Annotated in this window: 19 protein-coding genes, 1 tRNA gene and 1 other annotated feature; of the genes, 5 read left to right on the forward strand and 15 right to left on the reverse strand. The window is 37.8% G+C overall.

What is annotated here, in order from left to right:
- Nucleotides 1-80: 80 nt before the first annotated feature.
- Nucleotides 81-1,712, forward strand: coding sequence for an anti-sigma factor domain-containing protein (locus VIO64_RS18795; RefSeq protein ID WP_331921114.1), 1,632 nt, complete (start codon nt 81-83; stop codon nt 1,710-1,712).
- Nucleotides 1,713-1,810: 98 nt separating this feature from the next.
- Here the strand turns inward: VIO64_RS18795 and VIO64_RS18800 are convergent, their stop codons facing one another.
- From VIO64_RS18800 to ilvN, 3 genes are all read right to left on the reverse strand, one after another.
- Complete coding sequence (locus VIO64_RS18800) at nt 1,811-3,343, reverse strand: 2-isopropylmalate synthase (protein WP_331921116.1); 1,533 nt, start codon at nt 3,341-3,343, stop codon at nt 1,811-1,813.
- 158 nt (nt 3,344-3,501) lie between these two features.
- The gene (gene ilvC / locus VIO64_RS18805; protein ID WP_331921118.1) at nt 3,502-4,497 is read right to left on the reverse strand and encodes a ketol-acid reductoisomerase; all 996 of its coding nucleotides are present in this window, start codon (nt 4,495-4,497) and stop codon (nt 3,502-3,504) included.
- Between the two features lie 6 nt (nt 4,498-4,503).
- On the reverse strand, nt 4,504-5,013 hold the full coding sequence (gene ilvN / locus VIO64_RS18810; protein WP_331921120.1) for an acetolactate synthase small subunit: 510 nt from the start codon (nt 5,011-5,013) through the stop codon (nt 4,504-4,506).
- A gap of 73 nt (nt 5,014-5,086) precedes the next feature.
- Nucleotides 5,087-5,329: a binding site (T-box leader), on the reverse strand.
- Between the two features lie 542 nt (nt 5,330-5,871).
- On the opposite strand from ilvN, the gene VIO64_RS18815 reads away from it, so the two are divergent.
- Complete coding sequence (locus VIO64_RS18815; RefSeq protein WP_331921122.1) at nt 5,872-6,633, forward strand: exodeoxyribonuclease III; 762 nt, start codon at nt 5,872-5,874, stop codon at nt 6,631-6,633.
- Between the two features lie 150 nt (nt 6,634-6,783).
- Nucleotides 6,784-10,002: a DEAD/DEAH box helicase gene (locus tag VIO64_RS18820; protein WP_331921124.1), complete on the forward strand. Its 3,219-nt coding sequence runs from the start codon at nt 6,784-6,786 to the stop codon at nt 10,000-10,002.
- A gap of 147 nt (nt 10,003-10,149) precedes the next feature.
- Here VIO64_RS18820 and VIO64_RS18825 read toward each other — a convergent pair whose 3' ends face one another.
- The gene (locus VIO64_RS18825; protein ID WP_331921126.1) at nt 10,150-10,302 is read right to left on the reverse strand and encodes a hypothetical protein; all 153 of its coding nucleotides are present in this window, start codon (nt 10,300-10,302) and stop codon (nt 10,150-10,152) included.
- Nucleotides 10,303-10,335: 33 nt separating this feature from the next.
- Nucleotides 10,336-11,289 carry a hypothetical protein gene (locus VIO64_RS18830; RefSeq protein ID WP_331921128.1) on the reverse strand — a complete coding sequence of 318 codons (954 nt, stop codon included), beginning with the start codon at nt 11,287-11,289 and terminating at the stop codon, nt 10,336-10,338.
- Nucleotides 11,290-11,445: 156 nt separating this feature from the next.
- Here VIO64_RS18830 and VIO64_RS18835 point away from each other — a divergent pair, with 156 nt between their 5' ends.
- Nucleotides 11,446-11,586, forward strand: a complete 141-nt coding sequence (locus tag VIO64_RS18835) for a hypothetical protein (protein WP_331921130.1) — start codon at nt 11,446-11,448, stop codon at nt 11,584-11,586.
- A gap of 302 nt (nt 11,587-11,888) precedes the next feature.
- Here VIO64_RS18835 and VIO64_RS18840 read toward each other — a convergent pair whose 3' ends face one another.
- The 3 genes from VIO64_RS18840 to VIO64_RS18850 are packed head-to-tail and all read right to left on the reverse strand — an operon-like array spanning nt 11,889 to nt 14,458.
- Nucleotides 11,889-12,995 carry a TMEM165/GDT1 family protein gene (locus VIO64_RS18840; RefSeq protein WP_331921132.1) on the reverse strand — a complete coding sequence of 369 codons (1,107 nt, stop codon included), beginning with the start codon at nt 12,993-12,995 and terminating at the stop codon, nt 11,889-11,891.
- A gap of 22 nt (nt 12,996-13,017) precedes the next feature.
- Entirely contained in the window at nt 13,018-13,911 is an 894-nt protein-coding gene (locus VIO64_RS18845) for an EamA family transporter (RefSeq protein WP_331921134.1), read from the reverse strand.
- Between the two features lie 28 nt (nt 13,912-13,939).
- Nucleotides 13,940-14,458, reverse strand: a complete 519-nt coding sequence (locus VIO64_RS18850) for a nitroreductase family protein (protein WP_331921136.1) — start codon at nt 14,456-14,458, stop codon at nt 13,940-13,942.
- 193 nt (nt 14,459-14,651) lie between these two features.
- On the opposite strand from VIO64_RS18850, the gene VIO64_RS18855 reads away from it, so the two are divergent.
- Nucleotides 14,652-14,724 (forward strand) — tRNA-Ala (locus VIO64_RS18855).
- 63 nt (nt 14,725-14,787) lie between these two features.
- Here the strand turns inward: VIO64_RS18855 and VIO64_RS18860 are convergent.
- The 7 genes from VIO64_RS18860 to VIO64_RS18890 all read right to left on the reverse strand — a co-directional run bounded on the left by VIO64_RS18860 (nt 14,788) and on the right by VIO64_RS18890 (nt 19,890).
- Complete coding sequence (locus VIO64_RS18860; protein ID WP_331921138.1) at nt 14,788-15,174, reverse strand: spore coat protein; 387 nt, start codon at nt 15,172-15,174, stop codon at nt 14,788-14,790.
- A gap of 56 nt (nt 15,175-15,230) precedes the next feature.
- Complete coding sequence (locus tag VIO64_RS18865; RefSeq protein ID WP_331921140.1) at nt 15,231-15,650, reverse strand: DUF3842 family protein; 420 nt, start codon at nt 15,648-15,650, stop codon at nt 15,231-15,233.
- 23 nt (nt 15,651-15,673) lie between these two features.
- Nucleotides 15,674-16,108 (reverse strand): Fur family transcriptional regulator, encoded by a 435-nt coding sequence (locus VIO64_RS18870; protein WP_331921141.1) that lies wholly within the window; start codon nt 16,106-16,108, stop codon nt 15,674-15,676.
- Between the two features lie 43 nt (nt 16,109-16,151).
- A complete protein-coding gene (locus tag VIO64_RS18875; RefSeq protein WP_331921143.1) occupies nt 16,152-16,991 on the reverse strand; it encodes a metal ABC transporter permease in 840 nt (279 codons plus the stop codon).
- The gene (locus VIO64_RS18880) at nt 16,991-17,818 is read right to left on the reverse strand and encodes a metal ABC transporter ATP-binding protein (protein WP_331921145.1); all 828 of its coding nucleotides are present in this window, start codon (nt 17,816-17,818) and stop codon (nt 16,991-16,993) included. Before VIO64_RS18880 ends, VIO64_RS18875 begins: the two co-directional genes overlap by 1 nt.
- Nucleotides 17,815-18,726, reverse strand: coding sequence for a metal ABC transporter substrate-binding protein (locus tag VIO64_RS18885; RefSeq protein WP_331921147.1), 912 nt, complete (start codon nt 18,724-18,726; stop codon nt 17,815-17,817). The genes VIO64_RS18880 and VIO64_RS18885 overlap by 4 nt, the downstream gene beginning before the upstream one ends.
- A gap of 234 nt (nt 18,727-18,960) precedes the next feature.
- Nucleotides 18,961-19,890: a magnesium transporter CorA family protein gene (locus VIO64_RS18890; RefSeq protein ID WP_331921149.1), complete on the reverse strand. Its 930-nt coding sequence runs from the start codon at nt 19,888-19,890 to the stop codon at nt 18,961-18,963.
- Nucleotides 19,891-19,960 lie beyond the last annotated feature (70 nt).

Consider the following 19,960-nt stretch of genomic DNA (forward strand, 5'->3'; position numbering starts at 1 on the left):
AAATAACTATTATCTTTCCCATGAAATATTATATAATTATAATAATCTCACCTTATATAAATTAGAGAAGGAATAAAGCTATGGAATCTATTGATATTGTTCTACAAAGAATTAAAAATGGTTCTTCAGACCTTAGGCAGAAATTTATTGAAGATAATAAGGATTTTATAATCAGAGTTGTAGGCAACGCATTTGGTAAATCTGCTGTGACAAAAAACAGTGACGAGTTCAATCTAGGGCTTATGGCTTTCAACTACTCTATTGATAATTTTAATATTGGAAGTCACCACGATTTCTACGAGTATGCTGAAAGAAATATTAAAAAGTCTGTAAGGGATGTTCTCATAAGGAGTGCACAGGCAAGCTCTCAAAGCAATGGCATTTTTAACGATAATTGTTATAACAATAATTGCGAGTTAAGCGAGGAACTCTCTCTCTTCAAAAATGATTTGTGGAAATTGGGAATAACATTAGAGAATTTGCTCGCTTCCACTCCTAAAAACCCTCATCTGATAAAACGTGCAGTAAGATTGGCAAAAGACCTGTCAAACTCAAACGAGTTTATTAAGGCAATGTCATCAAATAGAATTGAGTTCGGTTATATTCAAGCCGATGAAACCGACAGAAAAATAATCAAGGAAAATCCTAAGTATGTTATAGCCCTTTGTCTAATAATGAAAAGCAGGCTTGAAATAATAAAAGGATATATTAAAAATGTGGATTTGGGCTGGAACTTGACGGAATGCCTGGGAGTTATTCTGGAGATTAAAGGTACCAAAGCTGTTATTATGACTGAGGACTGCAGGTTTCTCTCTATTTATAAGCCTTTTAATTCAAGCACAGGTAACGAAATAAGATATAAGGATTATTACAAGCCCAATAATAAAGCCAAAAGCATCAAATATATGATTTTAGCAGGATGTACAGCTTTATTTATTATTGCAGGCTTTCTTGTATTTTCACCAGACAATCCCATTTCAACAGATAATAAGACTTTATCGGAAGTCAATACCGAACCTGATTCGGGTATTGTGTCAGATAATACAACAGATAATGACTCAGGCGAAGGTGACCATGACAGTAATAATACCATATCATCAGAATCAACGCCTGACACAGATACCAGTTTAGCCGGAACTAAAGATGATAACGATACTAAACTCAGAGCGGATAAAGCCACCAGTAAACTGTCAACACCCAAACCCGTTAATAAAACAACCCCTGGTAATGCAATAAATGACCCAATGAGCGGAAAAGACAGAAACCAAGTCAGAGATTATCCTGTCAGGGAAACCAAACCTGCAACTGTTATAGCCTCAACTACACCAATCTCTGCTACGCCGTCAACAGGTTCTAAGACTACTGATGTGCCTATTATCAATACCAAAGCTCCAAGCCAGAGTACGCAAATAAAAGCTTCCGGAAAGCCTGGAAATGTATTAATAATTAGTGACAAATACAATGTAAGAGTTGGAGAAGACTTTATCCTTACTTCTACAATGACAGGAGGCAATAACGGAACGGAGTGGACTCTGTTTGAAAACGGGAGTGTCAACTCTTCAATGAGAAGAACTGATTACACGCCTGATTCTCAGACTGTTATGAGGATAATAACAGCAGAAAAACCCGGTACATATTCATTCAAATCTGTTTTCACAAATTCCTTTGGCAGCTCGGAAAGCTCAACCATTCAGGTTATTGTATCAGAATAAATAAGAGATGGCTATCTGTATAAAGTAGTTTATACAGATAGCCATCTCTTTTATATTTCGAAGCTTTATTTTACATTTTCAAACTGTATTTTATCCTCTTATCCGACAATAATGCTGTCTCCAAGTTCACTGATGACTCTGTTAATTGCATTCAGGTAAGCTTTGATACTTGCCTCAACAATGTCTGTGCTTACACCTCTGCCGATAAAGAATTTATCATTCTTCAGCACCTTGACAGTAACTTCCCCTAGGGCATCTTTTCCTTCGGTAACAGCCTTTAAGGAATACTCTTCCAGTTCCATACTGAATCCTATAAGCCTATCCATTGCGTTAAAGGCTGCATCTACCGGACCATCGCCTGTAGCTGCCTCAGTTATTATATTTCCATTTCTTTTCAAGCTTATTACAGAATTGGCTATAACCTTATTGCCACTGCTGATCTGGAAGCTTTCCAACTCGAAGACTTCAGGAATTTCCGATACTTTTTCCTTAACTAGGGCTTCAATATCCCTGTCGGTAACTTCCTTCTTCTTATCTGCTAGACTTTTAAACTGTTCAAAGGCCTTTTGAACTTCATCAGAACCTAATGAATACCCGAGCTCCTTCAGTCTTTCCTCAAATGCATGACGTCCTGAAAGCTTGCCAAGCACCATACGGTTTTGAGTAAGACCGATTGATTCCGGTGTCATTATCTCATATGTGCTCTTTTCGGATAACACACCATGCTGATGTATTCCTGATTCATGGGCAAATGCATTAGCACCCACTATAGCCTTGTTGGGCTGTACATTTATACCTGTCAAGCTGCTGACCAACTTGCTTGTTCTGTAAATCTGAACGGTATCAATTTTGTGCTCAAAGGTATTATAATAATCTTTTCTTGTATTGATACCCATTATAATTTCTTCCATCGATGCATTACCAGCTCTCTCACCTAATCCGTTTATGGTACATTCCAGCTGGGTTGCACCATTTACCATAGCTGCAAGGGAATTTGCAACGGCAAGACCAAGATCGTTGTGGCAATGAACACTTACATCAACCTTATCAATGTTGGAAACATTATTTTTTATGCCTTTAATAAGACTCCCAAACTCCTCAGGAGTTGAGTATCCGACAGTATCGGGAATATTAACTACCGTTGCACCGGCGTTTATTACCCCCTCAATAACCCTATATAAAAATTCTACTCTGGTTCTGCTTGCATCTTCTGCTGAAAATTCAATATCCTCACAATATTTCTTTGCGTACTTAACCATCTCTACAGCTCTTGCGAAGACCTCTTCCTCCGTCATCTTGAGCTTATATTTCATATGAATGTCGGAAGTTGCAAGAAATGTATGAATTCTGGGCCTTGCAGCAAACTGTACCGCTTCCCATGCCCTGTCAATATCTTTTTCAACCGCACGGCAAAGACTGGCAACAGTTGAATTCTTAATATTTTGAGCAACAGCCTTAACAGCTTCAAAATCACCTGGCGAAGCAATGGCAAAGCCGGCTTCTATTACATCTACACCCAACTTTTCCAGTTGTTTTGCTATCTCCAACTTTTCATGTATATTTAAGTTTACACCTGGGGTCTGCTCCCCATCTCTTAACGTAGTATCGAATATTTTTATACGGGTAGCCATACTGCCCCCTCCTTTCAATTAATCAATCTCATATTCATAAATATCTTATTAAAAAATCAAATGTAAAATTAATACCAATTTAAACTATAGTCGGGTGAGATGGATTGATATCCATCCCATCCAAAAACAGTCTTTATATATAAGTAGCTTAGTATTTATTATTTCTTTAACCAACTCATCATCTTTCTAAGCTCAGCCCCAACTTTTTCTACCTGGTGTTCTGTTTCATTTCTTCTTATAGCAAGGAATTCCGCTCTTCCGCCTGCTTTGTTCTCTGCAATCCAGTTTGAAGCAAATGTTCCGTTCTGTATTTCGGTAAGAACTTTTTTCATTTCTTTTCTGGTTTCATCAGTGATGATTCTCTTTCCTATCATGTAATCCCCGTATTCAGCAGTATCACTGATTGAGTATCTCATGTATGAAAATCCACCCTGATTGATGAGGTCTACAATCAGCTTCATTTCATGTACACACTCGAAGTAAGCTATTTCCGGCTGGTAACCTGCCGCTACCAAAGTTTCGAAACCGGCTTTCATAAGCTCGGTAACACCACCGCAAAGAACAGCCTGCTCACCAAATAAATCTGTTTCTGTTTCTTCTCTAAACGTTGTTTCCAATATACCTGCTCTGCCTCCGCCAATACCAGAAGCATATGCGAGTGCATAATCCTTAGCTTTACCTGAAGCATCCTGATGAACAGCAATTATTGAAGGAACCCCTCTTCCTTCCTGGTATTGGCTCCTTACTGTATGTCCAGGACCCTTTGGAGCAACCATTATAACGTCAACGAATTTAGGCGGCACTATCTGGTTGAAGATAATGTTAAATCCGTGAGCAAACATTAAAACATCGCCTTCCTTAAGGTTTGCCTTAATGCTTTCTTCGTAAACAGCTGCCTGAATTTGATCAGGAACAAGGATCATAATTACATCGCCAAGTTTAGCAGCTTCATCAGTATTTACTACCTTCAATCCATCATTTATAACCTGCTGTCTCTTTTCAGACCCTTCAGTCAATCCTACAACTACATTAACACCGCTGTCCTTTAAGTTCTGTGCATGTGCATGTCCCTGACTTCCGTATCCTATAATAGCTACTGTCTTTCCTTTCAATAACCCCAAGTTGCAATCACTATCATAATACATTTTTGCCATAGATTATCACTCCTCATTATAATTTACTTTTATATATTTGTTTCCTCTTTCAATAGCAATGGTACCTGTTCTGACTATTTCAACAATGCCGTATTGCTTCAGCATATCCTCCAGAGCATTAACCTTATCCGAGCTTCCTGCCGCTTCTATTGTCAATGTATTCTTTGAAACATCAACTATCTTAGCCCTGAAAATCTCAACAATCTGAATTATCTCAGCCCTTGTTTCGGTAGTTGCAGTGACCTTAATCAGTGCAAGCTCTCTGCTGACGGAATCAGCCTTTTCCAACTGTTTTATTTTAAGCACGTCAACAAGCTTATTGAGCTGTTTTGTTACCTGGTCCACAGTATAATCGTCTCCATCAACCACGATAGTTATCCTTGAAACCTGGGAATCCTCAGTAACACCTACAGCTAAACTGTCTATGTTAAAACCTCTTCTACTGAATAATCCCGATACCCTTGAAAGCACACCTGCGTGATTATGAACCAATACAGACAGCAAGTGCTTTGGCATATTTATCCACTCCTTTCAACACCTAGACAAGAACAAAATCACGACATTAAAAAACCTTTCATGCCTGCAATCATGCAGGGACGAAAGGTTTAAACTCTTACGTGGTACCACCCTAATTTGGTATGCATAAAAGCATACCCTCAGTGAGTATATAATATTATACCCTGACTATAACGTGGTCAACGTTGCATCTTACTTAAGATTTCAGTAGCAATGCTCAGGACCGAGCTATACATACATATCATGTGTCGGTTCACACCAGCCACCGACTCTCTTTATACAATCAAATGTATCTTGTATCCCTCATCGCAATTATTGTTTTGAGATTTTGTAGTATATCATATCAGATGTGACTGGTAATGTCAATAACAAATTAGCAAATTTTATGCTAGAATGCCGTATCTCTATCGTCAATTCCGAAGATATTCACCAGAGGACTTCTATCTATACCCTTATGAAGATTTTCCTGCCTCAGGACATTAAAATGACCGCAGTTTTCGCACAAGTAATTTAGCCCCTCCTTTTTTGAAAGCTTCGACCTTGGCATCTCAATCACTACCGATTCGCAATTGTAACACTTCAATTTTAAATTTACATTCATAGGGAGCACCTCGATTTTTTAGACAAGGAACGGTAAAATAACAATTACGGCTCATTGCTAATAGTATTCGGTTTTATTTTGCTAATATATTTTATAAATATTCAGTTATTTTGTTGCCTAAAGTTTGTTATAGTAAATATAGTCTTGTTATAGGCAGTGAACTATAAAAGCATGGCGTAGAAAATTCTACTGATTAGTCATTTATAAAAAGTGGTAACCACTTTTTATATGAATTTAAAATTATACTGAGGTGCTATATGATTAAAATGGTTTCATGGAATGTTAATGGCTTAAGGGCCTGCATGGGCAAGGGTTTTATGGATTTTTTCAAAGATGTTGATGCTGATGTATTTTGTATTCAGGAAAGCAAGCTGCAGGAAGGCCAAATTGAACTTGAGCTTCCCGGCTATCACCAATACTGGAATTACGCAGTCAAAAAAGGTTATTCAGGTACTGCCGTATTCACAAAAAAAGAGCCTGTTTCCTGGAAAAACGGCATTGGTATAGAAGAGCACGACAGTGAGGGAAGGACTATCACCCTCGAATTTCAAAATTTTTATCTTGTTAACGTCTATACTCCCAATGCAAAAAGGGCTTTAGAGAGGCTCCCTTACAGAGTGGAGTGGGAGGATGCCTTTAGGGTATATTTGAAAACCCTGGATGCTTTAAAGCCGGTAATAGTATGTGGGGATATGAATGTGGCACATAATGAAATAGACCTTAAAAATCCCTCCTCAAACCACAAAAGTGCGGGCTTCACCGATGAAGAGAGAGGCAAATTTACCGAGCTTTTAGATTCGGGCTTTATCGATACATTCAGGTTTCTTTACCCGGACGAAAAGGATGCATATACATGGTGGTCTTATATGTTCAACGCAAGGGCCAAGAACGTTGGTTGGCGTATAGATTATTTCTGCATATCCCAAAGGATAAAAGAGTCGCTTTCAGATGCTGTAATACATAAAGACATAGCAGGTTCGGATCATTGCCCGGTGGAGATAATACTCAATATGGATTAAAAGTGGTAAGTCTATTACATTTATTCTCCTTTTACTTATTGAATCATAATTGTAATATAGGGTAAAATAATATGATGGGGTTCTGATTAAGCTGGGGATTTAATCCAGCAGATATCAACGCCACGATAATTAATTAAAAGGTGGGTAAAATTGTTTAATTTAAGTGATATCAGCATTAAAGATATAGCTTCTGATAAATCGGCCTATGAAAATGGGTGCCAAATGGCAAATAACGTAAGAAACTTGGAATTTATGGAGTTTGACAATATGATTTCGGCAACTGTTGAAGAGGACTACAGTTATCGTGCCCTTGTTAGACTGTCAGAAAATCACAAAGTTCAATCTTTTGCATGCCAGTGCATGGAATTCTATAATAACGATGGTGCATGCAGACACATAGTCGCACTGCTTAAAAAGGCACAGGAAAAGTATGGAGCCGATAAAATTCAGAATAGTAAAGATGTCTTCATCCCATTTGCCTTCACAAAAAACCATGCAAAGCATATAAAAGCTCATTTGTGGCTGGTGCATGATTTTACACAACTGGGCTATGACAAGGTTTGCCTTGAACTCAAGCTAAAAGCCGGCGAAACAAAACCCTATGTTGTCAAGGATATAAAGGCTTTCCTTGAAGCAATGGAACAAAACGGAGTTTATCATTTCACTAAAAAGTATGAAATGGACTTCAGAAATACTTTTTTTGAAGAAACCGATAAAAAAGTACTTAAGTTTCTAGCTGATCTGCTAAGAAAAGAAAATACATTAAACGAATACTTAAGTTATCGTTCATATTATAATGATGTTAGAAGCATCTTTGAAAGAAGTATAGTCAAACTGTTTGAAGATAACTTAAAAACATACTTTGAAATAGTAAAAGACAGCTTGAAGCCCTTATTTTATTCAGAAGTAAGCGGCTCTACTCTAGAGTTGGAAAATGATATAGAGATGAAGATAAGTATTGAGCAAAAAGATGATGACCTCTTGATGAAAGCCGATTATGACAGAAATATAAAAATAATGTCACTTACTGAGGATTTTGAGTATGCTTTTGATCCTTACAAACTGAAGGTATACAGAATTCCCGAGGCAAAAAGGTATCTGATTGATAAAGTTCATGCTACACGTGCAGAAAAAAGAAACCCTACATACAGAATCAGGAAAGAAGATAGAGTCCAATTTTTAAAACAATTTATTCCATCAATAAAAGACTCATGCCATGTGGATATAGATCCCAACCTTGCCCAAAAGGTTATGGAGCAGGTACTTCGATGTAAAATATATTTTGACCTGACCTCAAAGGGAATATCCGCAAAGGTTGAATTCATATATGGAGATAAAACAATAAAGCCAGGCATGTCCCAAAACCAATCCGGCATACTGCTCCGGGATGTTGACAAGGAAAATGAGATTATAGAGCTTTTAAACTCATTTGGCATGTACCAAAAAGGCGGAGTCTTTTACAATGAGACAGATGATGATATTGCTGAAATAATTTCAGGAAAGATCGACATGCTGCAGGAAGTAGCCGAATTATTCTATTCCGACGCTTTTAAGGCTCTCAGGATAAAGAATGTAAATAATGTCCGGATGGGCATAAGGCTTAACACTGATTCAAATCTTTTGGAATTTGATTTTCACGTAGATGATTTTGAAGATGATGATATATTAAACCTTTTAGATTCTGTCAGAGAAAAAAAGAAATATTACAGGCTTAAGGACGGATCCATTCTAAAACTGGATAACAGGCAGCTTTTGGACTTATCTCTCCTTTTCTCCGACTTGGATATAAATGAGAAAAAGATAAAAGGTTCAAAGATAAACCTTCCCTCAAACAGGGCATTATTCCTTGACAATTATTTAAACGAAAAGGAATTCAAGCTTGTTTCAAAAAATGCAGATTATGAAAAACTTGTTGCTGAAATATTAAATCCAACCGACCTCAACATAAAGCTTACTCCAGACCTTGTTGGAGTGCTGAGGGATTATCAAAAGTTCGGATATAAGTGGCTTAAAACCCTCTCTCATTATGGATTCGGAGGTATTTTAGCAGATGATATGGGTCTTGGAAAAACACTGCAGGTCTTAAGTTTTATTAAGAGTGAAAAAACAGATCAAACCAAGCCCTGCCTTGTTGTTGCACCAACATCACTTGTTTTTAATTGGAAGGCTGAGGTTGATAAATTTGTGCCTGATTTGACTGCGACCGTCATATCTGGCAATAAAGCCGAAAGGGGAATGCTCATAAAGGAAATCGGCAGTTGTGATCTGGCAATAACATCCTATGGCTCTTTAAAGAGGGATATAGAACTATATGAGAATTTGGAGTTCAGCTATGTTTTTGTAGATGAAGCACAGCATATAAAAAATCCTGCCACATTAAATGCAGGCTCGGTTAAGAACATTAGAGCTAAAGGATGCTTTGCTTTGACAGGTACGCCTATAGAAAATACCCTCACAGAGCTGTGGTCGGTTTTCGATTTTATAATGCCGGGATATCTCATGAGCCATAATAAATTTATAAAGAAATTTGAGTCCCCCATTGTAAAAAATAATGACAAGGAAGCTCTAAAGAGGCTTTCACAGTTTATAAAGCCTTTCATATTAAGAAGGCTTAAAAAGGATGTCTTAAAGGAGCTTCCAGATAAAATCGAGAGCAGAGTCGTAGCTGAAATGGCAGTTGATCAGAAAAAACTGTACGCAGCGTACTTAAAGAAGGCACAAGGTGAAGTGGCAGCTGAAATAAAAAACAATGGGGTTGAAAAAAGCAAAATAAAAATACTTTCTATATTGACCAGGCTAAGACAGCTTTGCTGTCATCCTGCTACATTTATTGAAAATTATAAAGGTGGCAGCGGTAAGCTTGAAGTTTTAACAGAGCTGGTTGAAGATTCCCTTCAATCGGGTCATAGAATACTTATTTTTTCACAATTTACATCTATGCTTGAAATTATAGGGGTAGAATTAAACAAACGGAAAACACCTTATTTTTACCTTGACGGGAGCACCAAGGCAGAAGAAAGGCTCAGGATGGTAAACGATTATAACTCATTGGAAAAACCGGTTTTTCTAATTTCATTAAAAGCCGGAGGCACAGGTTTAAACCTTACCGCAGCTGATGTAGTAATACACTTTGATCCTTGGTGGAACCCTTCTGTGGAGGATCAGGCCACCGACAGAGCCCATAGAATAGGTCAAACCAAGGCGGTGCAGGTATTCAAAATCGTAGCAAAGGGTACAATTGAGGAGAGAATACTAGAGCTCCAGGAAAAGAAAAAGGATCTTATAAGCAGTGTCATTCATGCAGGTGAGAACCTGGTTACACAACTGAGTGAAAAAGAGATAAGAGACCTATTTCAAATAAATATCTAATAGTAATACATGCACTAAAATCCATAAAATGAATATTTTATATTAGGCTTAAATACTATTAATATTCATATTAGGATGGAGTGTTTTTAATGAGCGAAAAAAGAGGTTTCGGCTGTTTGTTTGATAATTCTGAAATTTTATTCTTTATTATCCTGTTCTTATTGCTCTTCTGGGGCTGTCAAGGACCAGCATGCGATAATACAGTTTGCTAATCCCGTATACAAAATCACCAAGTGATTTTGCAATCTTGACATGAACATACTTACATTTAGCAAGCTCTATAGCGTATGATTTAAACAATACCCCCCGTTATTAAAACGGGGGGTATTGTTTTTATATATGTCTTATGCTATTTTCTAATGAATCAAAATCCTCTGATTTTTCTCTCGATAGTTTTTGCATCCTAGCTGCTTTAATAATATATAAAGCCTCCTTATTAAATCCGGCATTCTCCAATGCTACCGCCAATTCATACCAGTTATCGGGATTTTTGGGATTTGTCCTAAGACGTTTTGCATAAAGCGGCAATACTCCGCCTAACATTGCATCCTTATGTTTTTTAGCGGCCTCAAGGCAGTTTCCGTTCCACACTTTTACTTCAACATCATAGCTTCCACGCTGATTCCTATTCCAGAATAGCAGATGATTTTTGGAATATCCTTTGGAATTGTCAGGAAGTTTTAGCAAGCTAAACTTATTATATCTGTGGGAAAACAGCATATTTGCATCATAGTTTTTAAGATTATAAGCTGACAGTTCCTTATTGTTATCCTTATCTACATATCCCAAAAGCAGCTGCTTACCTTTTCCAGTGACATTTGCCAGTGTTCTGAAATTTAATGATTTACATTCCGGATTTTTAATTTCGGTAGCTATATTCCATAGGCCGTTTTGTTTTTTAATGATCATCGTAGTTATCTCATCGTTAAGAATATAGCTTGCTATAAGCTCATTTTCCTTATCACTGTCAATATCCCAAAGCTCATATGCTTTTGACTTCCCCCTGTATGTAGGAGCTAAAATCCTTGCATCCTGGGGTATGGTGTTTTTAACCACTTCCAAGTAATCTTCCTGCGGGCTACCTTTGATTTTTGATGAAATAGCTTGAGAAACAACACTTAATATGCTTGGCCCCGGCCTTTGGTAGTGGTTTACAGGTTTATAAGTTTTTTTGTATTCTATTGACTTATCAGGGCTACCTTTGAAGTAATTTTTCCGTTTATAGCTGTATGCCTGTGCTGTTTTACATGCAATTGCAATCCCAGCAAGTTTTATGGGTATAATCATAAAGAGCACCTCTTATTTATATAACCTATTGGTATTATATATAAATTGTTGGAAAAAGTTGCTTATTTAGAAGCAAAATCACTTTTCCTATAGAACGTTTTTTATCTGTTTTTCATATTATAAATTGTATATATATATTGCAAGGGAGTGAATTCAATGGAAAATGAAAGAGGATGCGGCTTTTTGGGCTTTGGAAATGACTTTATATGGATTGTTATAATACTCATACTTATTGTGTGCTTCTGCCCGGGGATTTTCGGAGGCTTCGGTGGGTGTAACAACAACTGCAAGTGCTAACATGTAATTACATATTGGAACGAAGACACAACATGATTTCCTAGACATACATAAAAACTTCAGGGAACAAAGCGTTTTGCTCCCTGAAGTTTTTTCTTATATTCATAAAAAATCTATTTTGTCTTTACGGAACAGACATTTCAAACGATACACAGAAGTTTGGGTGCATTGTTCCTGTCATGATTCCCTTATAGCAATCTGAATCCCTAAGGAGCCCCCAACGATAAGTCCCCCCTGTTCTTTTTGTTCCGCCTCCCGTAAATGCATAACCGACTTTTAAGCCTGCTGCAGGAAGGTTACCATTATTTTATTCCGTTAACTAACTTATCTGCCACATCCCTATTTATTGCTCCTAACTTGTTGACATAATCCTGCCAATTATTCATACTTCCAAGACTTTTACCAAGCAATATTATTTCAAGGTTTTTTCTTATCCTATGTAAGTTACTGTAATTATCATTGTTAGGGTCGTTCTTCAATATGGCAAGCGTAATCCTTAGGGTTTCCAATACCGAATCCTTATCATAGTCTTTATTAAAGTTTTTTCCTCCTTCGTCAAGTTCCACCGAATCCATACTTTCCAGCCCATTCTCTATAAGCAGCTTGGTATAGCCTATAATACAGTTTTTTCCCTGGCAATTCCCGCACTTGCCTTCTCCAAGACAAATGTCCTCCACCTTTTTCCTTGCCTGGTGATAATAATTGTAAAGTTCCCTTGATGTCTTTATTAACGGTGACTCTTTACCCTCTCTTCTTCTAATTATTGTTCCTCTTATCAGCCAGAAAACAACAGCAGATATAACTACTGCAAAGGGTAGTATGTACTTTGTTCCAAGGTATTCTTCAGGCATGGTATTATACAGCTTTGTTACACCAAACAGCATAAATACCGAAGCTGCTATTATCTTTATTGCAAACTCAGGAATCTTGTCTCCAAGCTTCTTGCCTACGATTATACCCATTCCACCTGTTACCAACATTCCTGAAACTGTTCCTGCCAATATTACCAAAGGGTAAACCGCATCAGTTGCTAGTGTAATAGCAGTCAGCTGGGTCTTGTCTCCCAACTCTCCGATAAAAAAGGCTGCTGCTACTGTAATAACAGGCCCAAACTTTGATTTTTTGTTTTCATCCTCATCCTCGTCCGATTCCGGCTTAAGCGTCCATAAGGCAAAGCCTACGAATGCAAATCCTGCAATAATCTGAACAGTATTTAAAGGTATAAGCTTTGAAATATAACTTCCCAATAGCACTGCCAAGCCATGGTTTATAAGACACCCAGCAAATATCCCTGCCAAAACCTTCTTTGCCGGATATTTGGTTGCAAATGCCATAGCTAAAATCTGGGTTTTGTCCCCCATTTCAGCAATAAAAATAAGCAAAAATGCTTTCAATAGCTCTTGGACCATTTTGTTCCTCCTAATATATAAACTATTTACCCTTTAGCATCCCATACTTAATGAGATGAAGCAAGACTACAGAGCCAAGGGTTATTATCATACATAGAACCATAGCAGGGTTTATCTTTTCATTAAGAATTACCACCCCAAGTATTACAGCAACAACAGGGTTTACATAAGCCGAGGTTATGGCTTTTGATGCAGGCCATTTGCTAAGCACATACATGTTACATGAATATCCGGCTATTGAACCGAAAATTACAAGATAGATCAGTGCCAAAACCACATTGGTGCTTAATCTTACTCTTTCAGCTTCTCCCAAAATAAGCCCCAATATTGTTAGCCCTATCCCTGCAGCTAACATCTGAATAGCGATATGCGTTGCAATGTTTCCAGAAAACTTTGCCCTGCTTGAATAAATAGATCCAAGGGACCACAACAAAGCCGCCGTTAATACCAGCAAACCGCCTTTAATATCAACAGATCCCACTCCCGCACCAGATACAACAAGCATGGCTGTACCCATAAAACCCATTATAAGGCAAGTCCATCCTGTTCGGCCTATTTTTGTGTCACGCAGGACAATTACTTCTATTAGAGCAACAAACAGAGGTGTTACAGATAACAGAAGGGAAGTTATTCCTGAATGAACCCATTGCTCTGCCCACATCACAAGGCCATTACTTCCCATCAGCATTAAAACCCCAGGAACTGCTGATTTAACAACATCCTTCCCGCTATGGGGAAATTCTTTTTTAGCTGCTAATGCATAGAACATTACAATAATTCCGGCAAGCAAAAACCTCATTCCGGCAAACAATTCCGGTGGGAAACTCCCTACTGCGACTCGCATCGCAAGATAGGTAGACCCCCATAATATGCAAACAGTGATATAGGCAAAAATTACTCTCTTATCATTTTTCAAAAACCCTTCCTCCTACCTAGATCACTGCCTAGTACTTGTCATAATGAATCTTCTCATAGGGTAAATCATCTTCATCATAGGCCTTTTTTTCTTCAGCCGGATAACCTACTGCTATGATACATTCAACACTATACTTGGCCGGTATTCCCAATAATTCTTTTATATAGCTTGCTGCTGATACATTTTCAGAATGGTTTCTATCCCTCACCTGAATCCAGCATGAGCCCAAACTCAGAGATTGAGCGGAAAGCTGTATAATTATTGATGCTATTGAAGCGTCCTCAATCCAAACATCACAAACCTCCGGATCTGCAATAACAACTATTCCAAGAGGTGCTCCCTCTAAAAAAGCCGAGCTGTGTTCCCTGCACTCCGATAGCCTTTTTAAAAGTTTCTTATCTGTAATGGTAACAAATTCCCATGGTCTTCTTGATCTTGACGAGGGAGAAAGAAGTGCACTTTTTAGAACGGTATCTACCTTTTCCTTCTCTATCTCTTTATTTTGAAATTTTCTTATACTTCTTCTTGATTTTAACAGTTCAAACATAAATACTCCTCCCAGATTATATCAAAAGTCTCCATAATACGAATGAGAATATAATGCCGCTATTTTACCATTTTATTCTGATTTTGTCACCAGACCTGTGGAATTTAGCAAATCTAGTATATTCATGTCATAGCTAAATACTTTTCCAATTGCAAAACTTCCAAAAACAGTTTATAATAGTATTGATAATTATGGGGCTATAACTCAGCTGGGAGAGTGCTACAATGGCATTGTAGAAGTCGAGGGTTCAAATCCCTTTAGCTCCATTATCAGTATATCAGATAAAAGACCCGTCGAAAAATCGGCGGGTCTTTTAATATCACATTTTTTTATTGAATTGTAGCGTTTGACTCAGGTATGGCTTTGTATATGCTTGCAATAGTACCTAATGTCTCAGCGGGAGCAGGTTCTAAAGGATAATATCCTTTCGTGACCATCCACTGCCACACATCGTATGCATGATGTGAACTCATTTTAAATGCATCCTCGAGAAATGTACGTATCTCTGGATTGCTGGCTTCCATAGCTGCCCAGGCGTATTCACGTCCAGCCCTCTTAAGTGTTAAAAGGTATGCTGTTGCAATTTCACGGTCATCTAAATACTGTACGTCAGTGCGTGGTGTTATGGATTTTGCATTGGTGTTGGATTGAGTATAATTATCAATTATTTTTGTCATTTCCGGTACAGGAAGTGCCTCATGTGCAGCTAATTGCATATTGTATTTACCTCCAAACGATTTTTCCTAATTATATTTTGCAAGATATCAATCCTTTATTCAATGAATAGCTTTAAGCTTTTTAACATCTCAATTGCGTCATCAATCTGCTGAGGCAAAGGCTCGTTCCGAACACTTGCAATTTGTATGTTACATTTATTCATTGGAATAAGTATCTTTCTGGCTCGACATTCTGCTATGGCCTTTGCCATATTGGGTGTGAGCTCGCCAAGCATTGAGTTTGCGGCTATAATTCCTATTGGTCCCATTATAACGTCTACTCTCTGAGTGCAAAAAACAATGGCATTCTCTCCTGATGCACATTCATCTGCACCTGCCTTGAGCATGAGGGATGCCGCTAATGCATTTGTTCCAAGTGCAAGAATTTCTATATGATTCTCGAATACTATTCTAAGCTTTTCCACTATGGCCCTTCCCATACCACCGCCCTGGCCATCAATAACTGCAACTCTCATATTACCCCTCCGACTCTCAAGCTTCATGTATCACCGTCTTTACACTTGTCGCAAAGCCCAAACATTTCAAGTCTGTGCCCTTTTATAGAAAAACCCAGTTTTTGCTCTAATTCCCTTTCATAATCCTCTAGGGGACACCCGTCTACAGACAGCATTTTCCTGCATTTCACACATAAGAGGTGATGCTTGTGCTCCATACTATTTATTTCATAAAGTCCCTTATTCTCATCTGTTACACTGGTCTTGACCACCAAACCTTTTCCAATCAAAGTATCTAAAACCCGATAAACGGTTGATAGGCTTATAGATACCCCTTGCTCCTTAAGCTTTAGATAGATTGAATCTGCAGTTATTGGCTGACCGCATTGTTCTATAACCTCAAGAATGGAATTCCTGTGTTTAGTGTTTCTCAAATTTTCTTTTTTCAACAAATCCTTATAACCCTTGACTTCCAACATGATACATCCTTCCTGTATATGTAAAAACTTATTTAGTCATCCCTTAATCGAATCTTTTTCTATATATAAAAGTAACAAAGAATATAAATGCAGAGATCAATACAATAGTGGCACCTGAAGCTGTCTCAATATAATAGGAGGCCAGGAGTCCGGCAATCCCGGAAAAAACTGAAATCAAAACCGCCCAAAGGTGATACTGTCTTTGATTCTTTGCTATATTTCTTGCTGCTGCTGCCGGCAAAACCAAAAATGAGTTTATTACTAAAAGACCAATCCATGACATGGATACCGTAACCACAACTGCAATAACCATACTGAAGACAAGCTCATTCCAGAAGGTATGTATTCCCCTGCTTCCTGCAAGAGATGGGTTTACACTCACTACCATAAGCCTGTTGAAAACAAAAAACCACAACAAGGCGATAAAGATCAGCACCATCCACAGCAAAAAAATCTCCCTTGGAAGAATGCTTAGTATATCTCCCACCAGATATGTCATTGCCTTTCCGAAACTTTTACCCCCTGATGTCTGAATAAATATACCCAATGCTATAGCAGTAGATGAAAAAACCCCTATAACCGTATCGCTTGCCATTCTGCTCCTGTGCTTTATAATTGCAATTCCTATTGAAAAAAGAACAGAAAAAACAATCGCAGACCAAAGGGGCTGAACCAAGCCCATAATCCCTCCGATAGCAACACCGGTAAACGCCCCATGCCCTAATGCGTCTGAGAAGAATGCCATTCTGTTGTTGACAATCATGGTTCCCAGTATGCCAAAAACAGGTGAAATCAAGATAACTGCAAGCAGTGCGTTTTTCATAAATGTATGCCCTGTCCATTCAAAGGGAAGCAATTCAATGATCCTGTACCAAATCTCCATTATGTATTCCCCCCTTCATGGCTGCCGATATTTTTCCACTTCAACGAGAACACTTCATTAAAGTTCTCGCTTTGAAAAACATCCTGAGGCTTACCGCTCTCAAGGACAGTCTTTTTAAGAAGGATAACCCTGTCCGCATATTGATATACAAGGTCAAGATCGTGTGAAATCAATATTATGGACAGGTCATAGTTTTTTCTAAGCTGTGATACCGTCTCATAAAAAATTGCAAGCCCATTATGGTCAATTCCGGATACCGGCTCATCCAAAAGCAATAAATCAGGTATAGGGTCAAGTGCAAGTGCCAGCAAGACCCTTTGAAGCTCTCCACCCGATAATGCTCCGAGCCTTCTTTTTATGAGATGATCTGCTTTGACCCTTGCAAGGCTTTCCTCAACATGTTGTATAATTTTCTTGGGGGTATACATCCAAACCGGAAATTTAAATCGGCATGCCATGAACAGGTCCAACACACTGGTAGGAGATCCGGCATCAAAATTGAGATACTGGGGTACATAGCCGATTAGAGGCTTTCCATTGCGTCTTCCCTTTGCATCAATATATTTAAGTTCCCCCTCAGACTTTATATCACCAAGCATGGCCTTTAACAGCGTACTTTTGCCTGCACCGTTAGGTCCTATTATAGCCGTAAGCTCTCCACAGTGTATGTGAAGGTTTATATCTCTTAATATCTCAGTTTTTCCTATAGTTACCCCAAATTCTTTTAGTTTTGTACAGCAAAACCCGCAGCAGGCATCCCTACAACCTTTACTTTTTTGATCTACACTATTTTTGATGTCTTTGTGAAATTTGTTTTCGTTATTCATATTTTGAGTGCCTCTACCAGTGATTTGAGATTTTGCTCCATCTTTTTAATATATCCGTCAATATCCCCATCATTTGAACCTGTTACTATCGGATCAAGGGTATGAACCTTAGCACCTGTTTGATTCGCTATAGATTCTGCTGCCTTGGGTGAATATTGAGGCTCAGCAAACAAAGCCTTAACCCCAGTCCTTTTTATTTTTTCAATAGTATCCGCTATTTCACCTGCACTTGGCTCAGAGCCAGGCTCACGTTCAATTACAGTAACAATATTTAGATTAAACTCTTTCGCAAAATACGGAAAAGATTCATGGAAGGTCACAATATCCTTGTTTTTAATGCTGTCAAGTTCCTTGTGCATTTTGTCTCTCAACGATTCCAATCTATTTACATAATCCTCGCTGTTTTTGTTATACTTTTCCGAATTTTCCGGGTTAACTGAAGACAACTGCTGACCGATATTCCTGACCTGATTTATTGCATCGGATATACTCACCCATACATGAGGATTTTCTTCCCCATCCGAAGAATTTTTGATGATATCTATACCTTTTGAGGCTTCGATAACTTTAAGCTTTGGCATTTGTCCTAAAACCTTATCCATAAATGCTTCCATACCTGCACCATTTATTACAAAAACATCAGCACTTTCCAGGGTTTTCAGGTCTGAAGGAGACAACTGATAATCATGGAGACAGCCTGTTTGCGGTTCTGTCATATTGACTACCCTGACACCAGGAATATCTTTTGCTACATTTAATGCGGACACATATATGGGATAAAATGATGTAACTATTGTAAACTGTTTTTCATTGCTGATGCTGGCAGTTTCCGGAGACTTACCGCAAGAAGTAAACAATAAAGCAACACCTACAATCAACATAAATAACTTTGTATAGTACCTATTCATAAATCACTTCTCCTATTGTAAATAATAATGATTTGCATTTGCATTTGTATTTGCATTTATATTATACACTATTTTTTAGTTTTTATAACATTTTTTAAGATTTAATAATAGAATCCCTTGCTAAGACATAAATAAAATCCTACATAAAATTTATTCATGCAGGATTTTTTTAAAAGTTAACATATAAACTTACATATTGCAAAGTAAATATTCACTTTCTATATATCAAAACGGCTAAAACATCTTTTTCCTGTACAATATAACTCCCGTTACTGAACACATGGCAAATGCTATGGCAGCAATTATCCAGAACGAAAATCCTCCTGATAACGGAAGGTCAACATTCATACCGAAAAAGCTTGATATCATAGTAGGAATAGCCATTACTATGGTAACAGATGTAAGGAATTTCATAACTATATTTAAGTTATTTGAAATAATAGATGCAAATGCATCCATTGTGCCTGTGAGTATGTTGCTGTATATGTTGGCCATCTCGATAGCCTGTTTGTTTTCAATTATTACATCCTCAAGAAGTTCGGTATCCTCAGGATAGTTCTTAATATGTTCGTATTTCATGAGTTTTTCCAAAACTATCTCGTTTGATTTTAGTGCTGTGGAAAAGTAAACAAGGCTCTTTTCAAGCTTCAACATCTGGATAAGCTCTTTGTTTTTCATGGATTTGTGCAAATCCTGCTCTATTCTTATACTGGTCTTGTCAATATGCTTTAGAAACTGCAAATACCGTGTAGCATTTTTATAAAGTATCTGCAAAACAAATCTTGTTTTGTACTGTGTGAAAAAAGTCTTTACCTTGTTGCTCATGAAGTCCTTTAGTAATGTATCCTCCTTTAAGCAAACAGTAATAATAAAATGCTTTATAAGGATAATTGCAAGAGGGATGGTAGTATATACATTCATTTTCCCCTCTTTCTCAACAATTGGTATGTCAACAATTATAAGTGTCTGTCCGTTATCACTTTCTATTCTGGCCCTTTCCTCTTCATCCAGTGCAGCTTTCAAAAAGTCTACCTCAACATTTAGAGCACTTCTCACTTTTTCAATTTCTTCTTCACTGGGGTTGACCAGATTCACCCACACCCCTTCATCAAATGTAGTTGTGTGTACTATCTCGTTATTAACTGATTTGAAGATTTCAATCATACAATCACCCTCTTTTTAAATAATAGAACAAGCAAGCGAGGGTTTATTTGTCCGCTTTACGGATTTTACC

Source organism: Pseudobacteroides sp. (assembly GCF_036567765.1).
Classification (GTDB): domain Bacteria; phylum Bacillota; class Clostridia; order Acetivibrionales; family DSM-2933; genus Pseudobacteroides.

Coding starts and splice junctions, on each gene's coding strand:
- VIO64_RS18795 (WP_331921114.1), top strand. CDS start 81: ATGGAATCTATTGATATTGTTCTACAAAGAATTAAAAATGGTTCTTCA.
- VIO64_RS18840 (WP_331921132.1), bottom strand. CDS start 12,995: ATGGTCCAAGAGCTATTGAAAGCATTTTTGCTTATTTTTATTGCTGAA.
- ilvN (WP_331921120.1), bottom strand. CDS start 5,013: ATGCCAAAGCACTTGCTGTCTGTATTGGTTCATAATCACGCAGGTGTG.
- VIO64_RS18875 (WP_331921143.1), bottom strand. CDS start 16,991: ATGGAGATTTGGTACAGGATCATTGAATTGCTTCCCTTTGAATGGACA.
- VIO64_RS18865 (WP_331921140.1), bottom strand. CDS start 15,650: ATGAGAGTTGCAGTTATTGATGGCCAGGGCGGTGGTATGGGAAGGGCC.
- VIO64_RS18815 (WP_331921122.1), top strand. CDS start 5,872: ATGATTAAAATGGTTTCATGGAATGTTAATGGCTTAAGGGCCTGCATG.
- VIO64_RS18835 (WP_331921130.1), top strand. CDS start 11,446: ATGGAAAATGAAAGAGGATGCGGCTTTTTGGGCTTTGGAAATGACTTT.
- VIO64_RS18890 (WP_331921149.1), bottom strand. CDS start 19,890: ATGATTGAAATCTTCAAATCAGTTAATAACGAGATAGTACACACAACT.
- VIO64_RS18870 (WP_331921141.1), bottom strand. CDS start 16,108: ATGTTGGAAGTCAAGGGTTATAAGGATTTGTTGAAAAAAGAAAATTTG.
- ilvC (WP_331921118.1), bottom strand. CDS start 4,497: ATGGCAAAAATGTATTATGATAGTGATTGCAACTTGGGGTTATTGAAA.
- VIO64_RS18850 (WP_331921136.1), bottom strand. CDS start 14,458: ATGTTTGAACTGTTAAAATCAAGAAGAAGTATAAGAAAATTTCAAAAT.
- VIO64_RS18880 (WP_331921145.1), bottom strand. CDS start 17,818: ATGAATAACGAAAACAAATTTCACAAAGACATCAAAAATAGTGTAGAT.
- VIO64_RS18800 (WP_331921116.1), bottom strand. CDS start 3,343: ATGGCTACCCGTATAAAAATATTCGATACTACGTTAAGAGATGGGGAG.
- VIO64_RS18830 (WP_331921128.1), bottom strand. CDS start 11,289: ATGATTATACCCATAAAACTTGCTGGGATTGCAATTGCATGTAAAACA.
- VIO64_RS18860 (WP_331921138.1), bottom strand. CDS start 15,174: ATGCAATTAGCTGCACATGAGGCACTTCCTGTACCGGAAATGACAAAA.
- VIO64_RS18885 (WP_331921147.1), bottom strand. CDS start 18,726: ATGAATAGGTACTATACAAAGTTATTTATGTTGATTGTAGGTGTTGCT.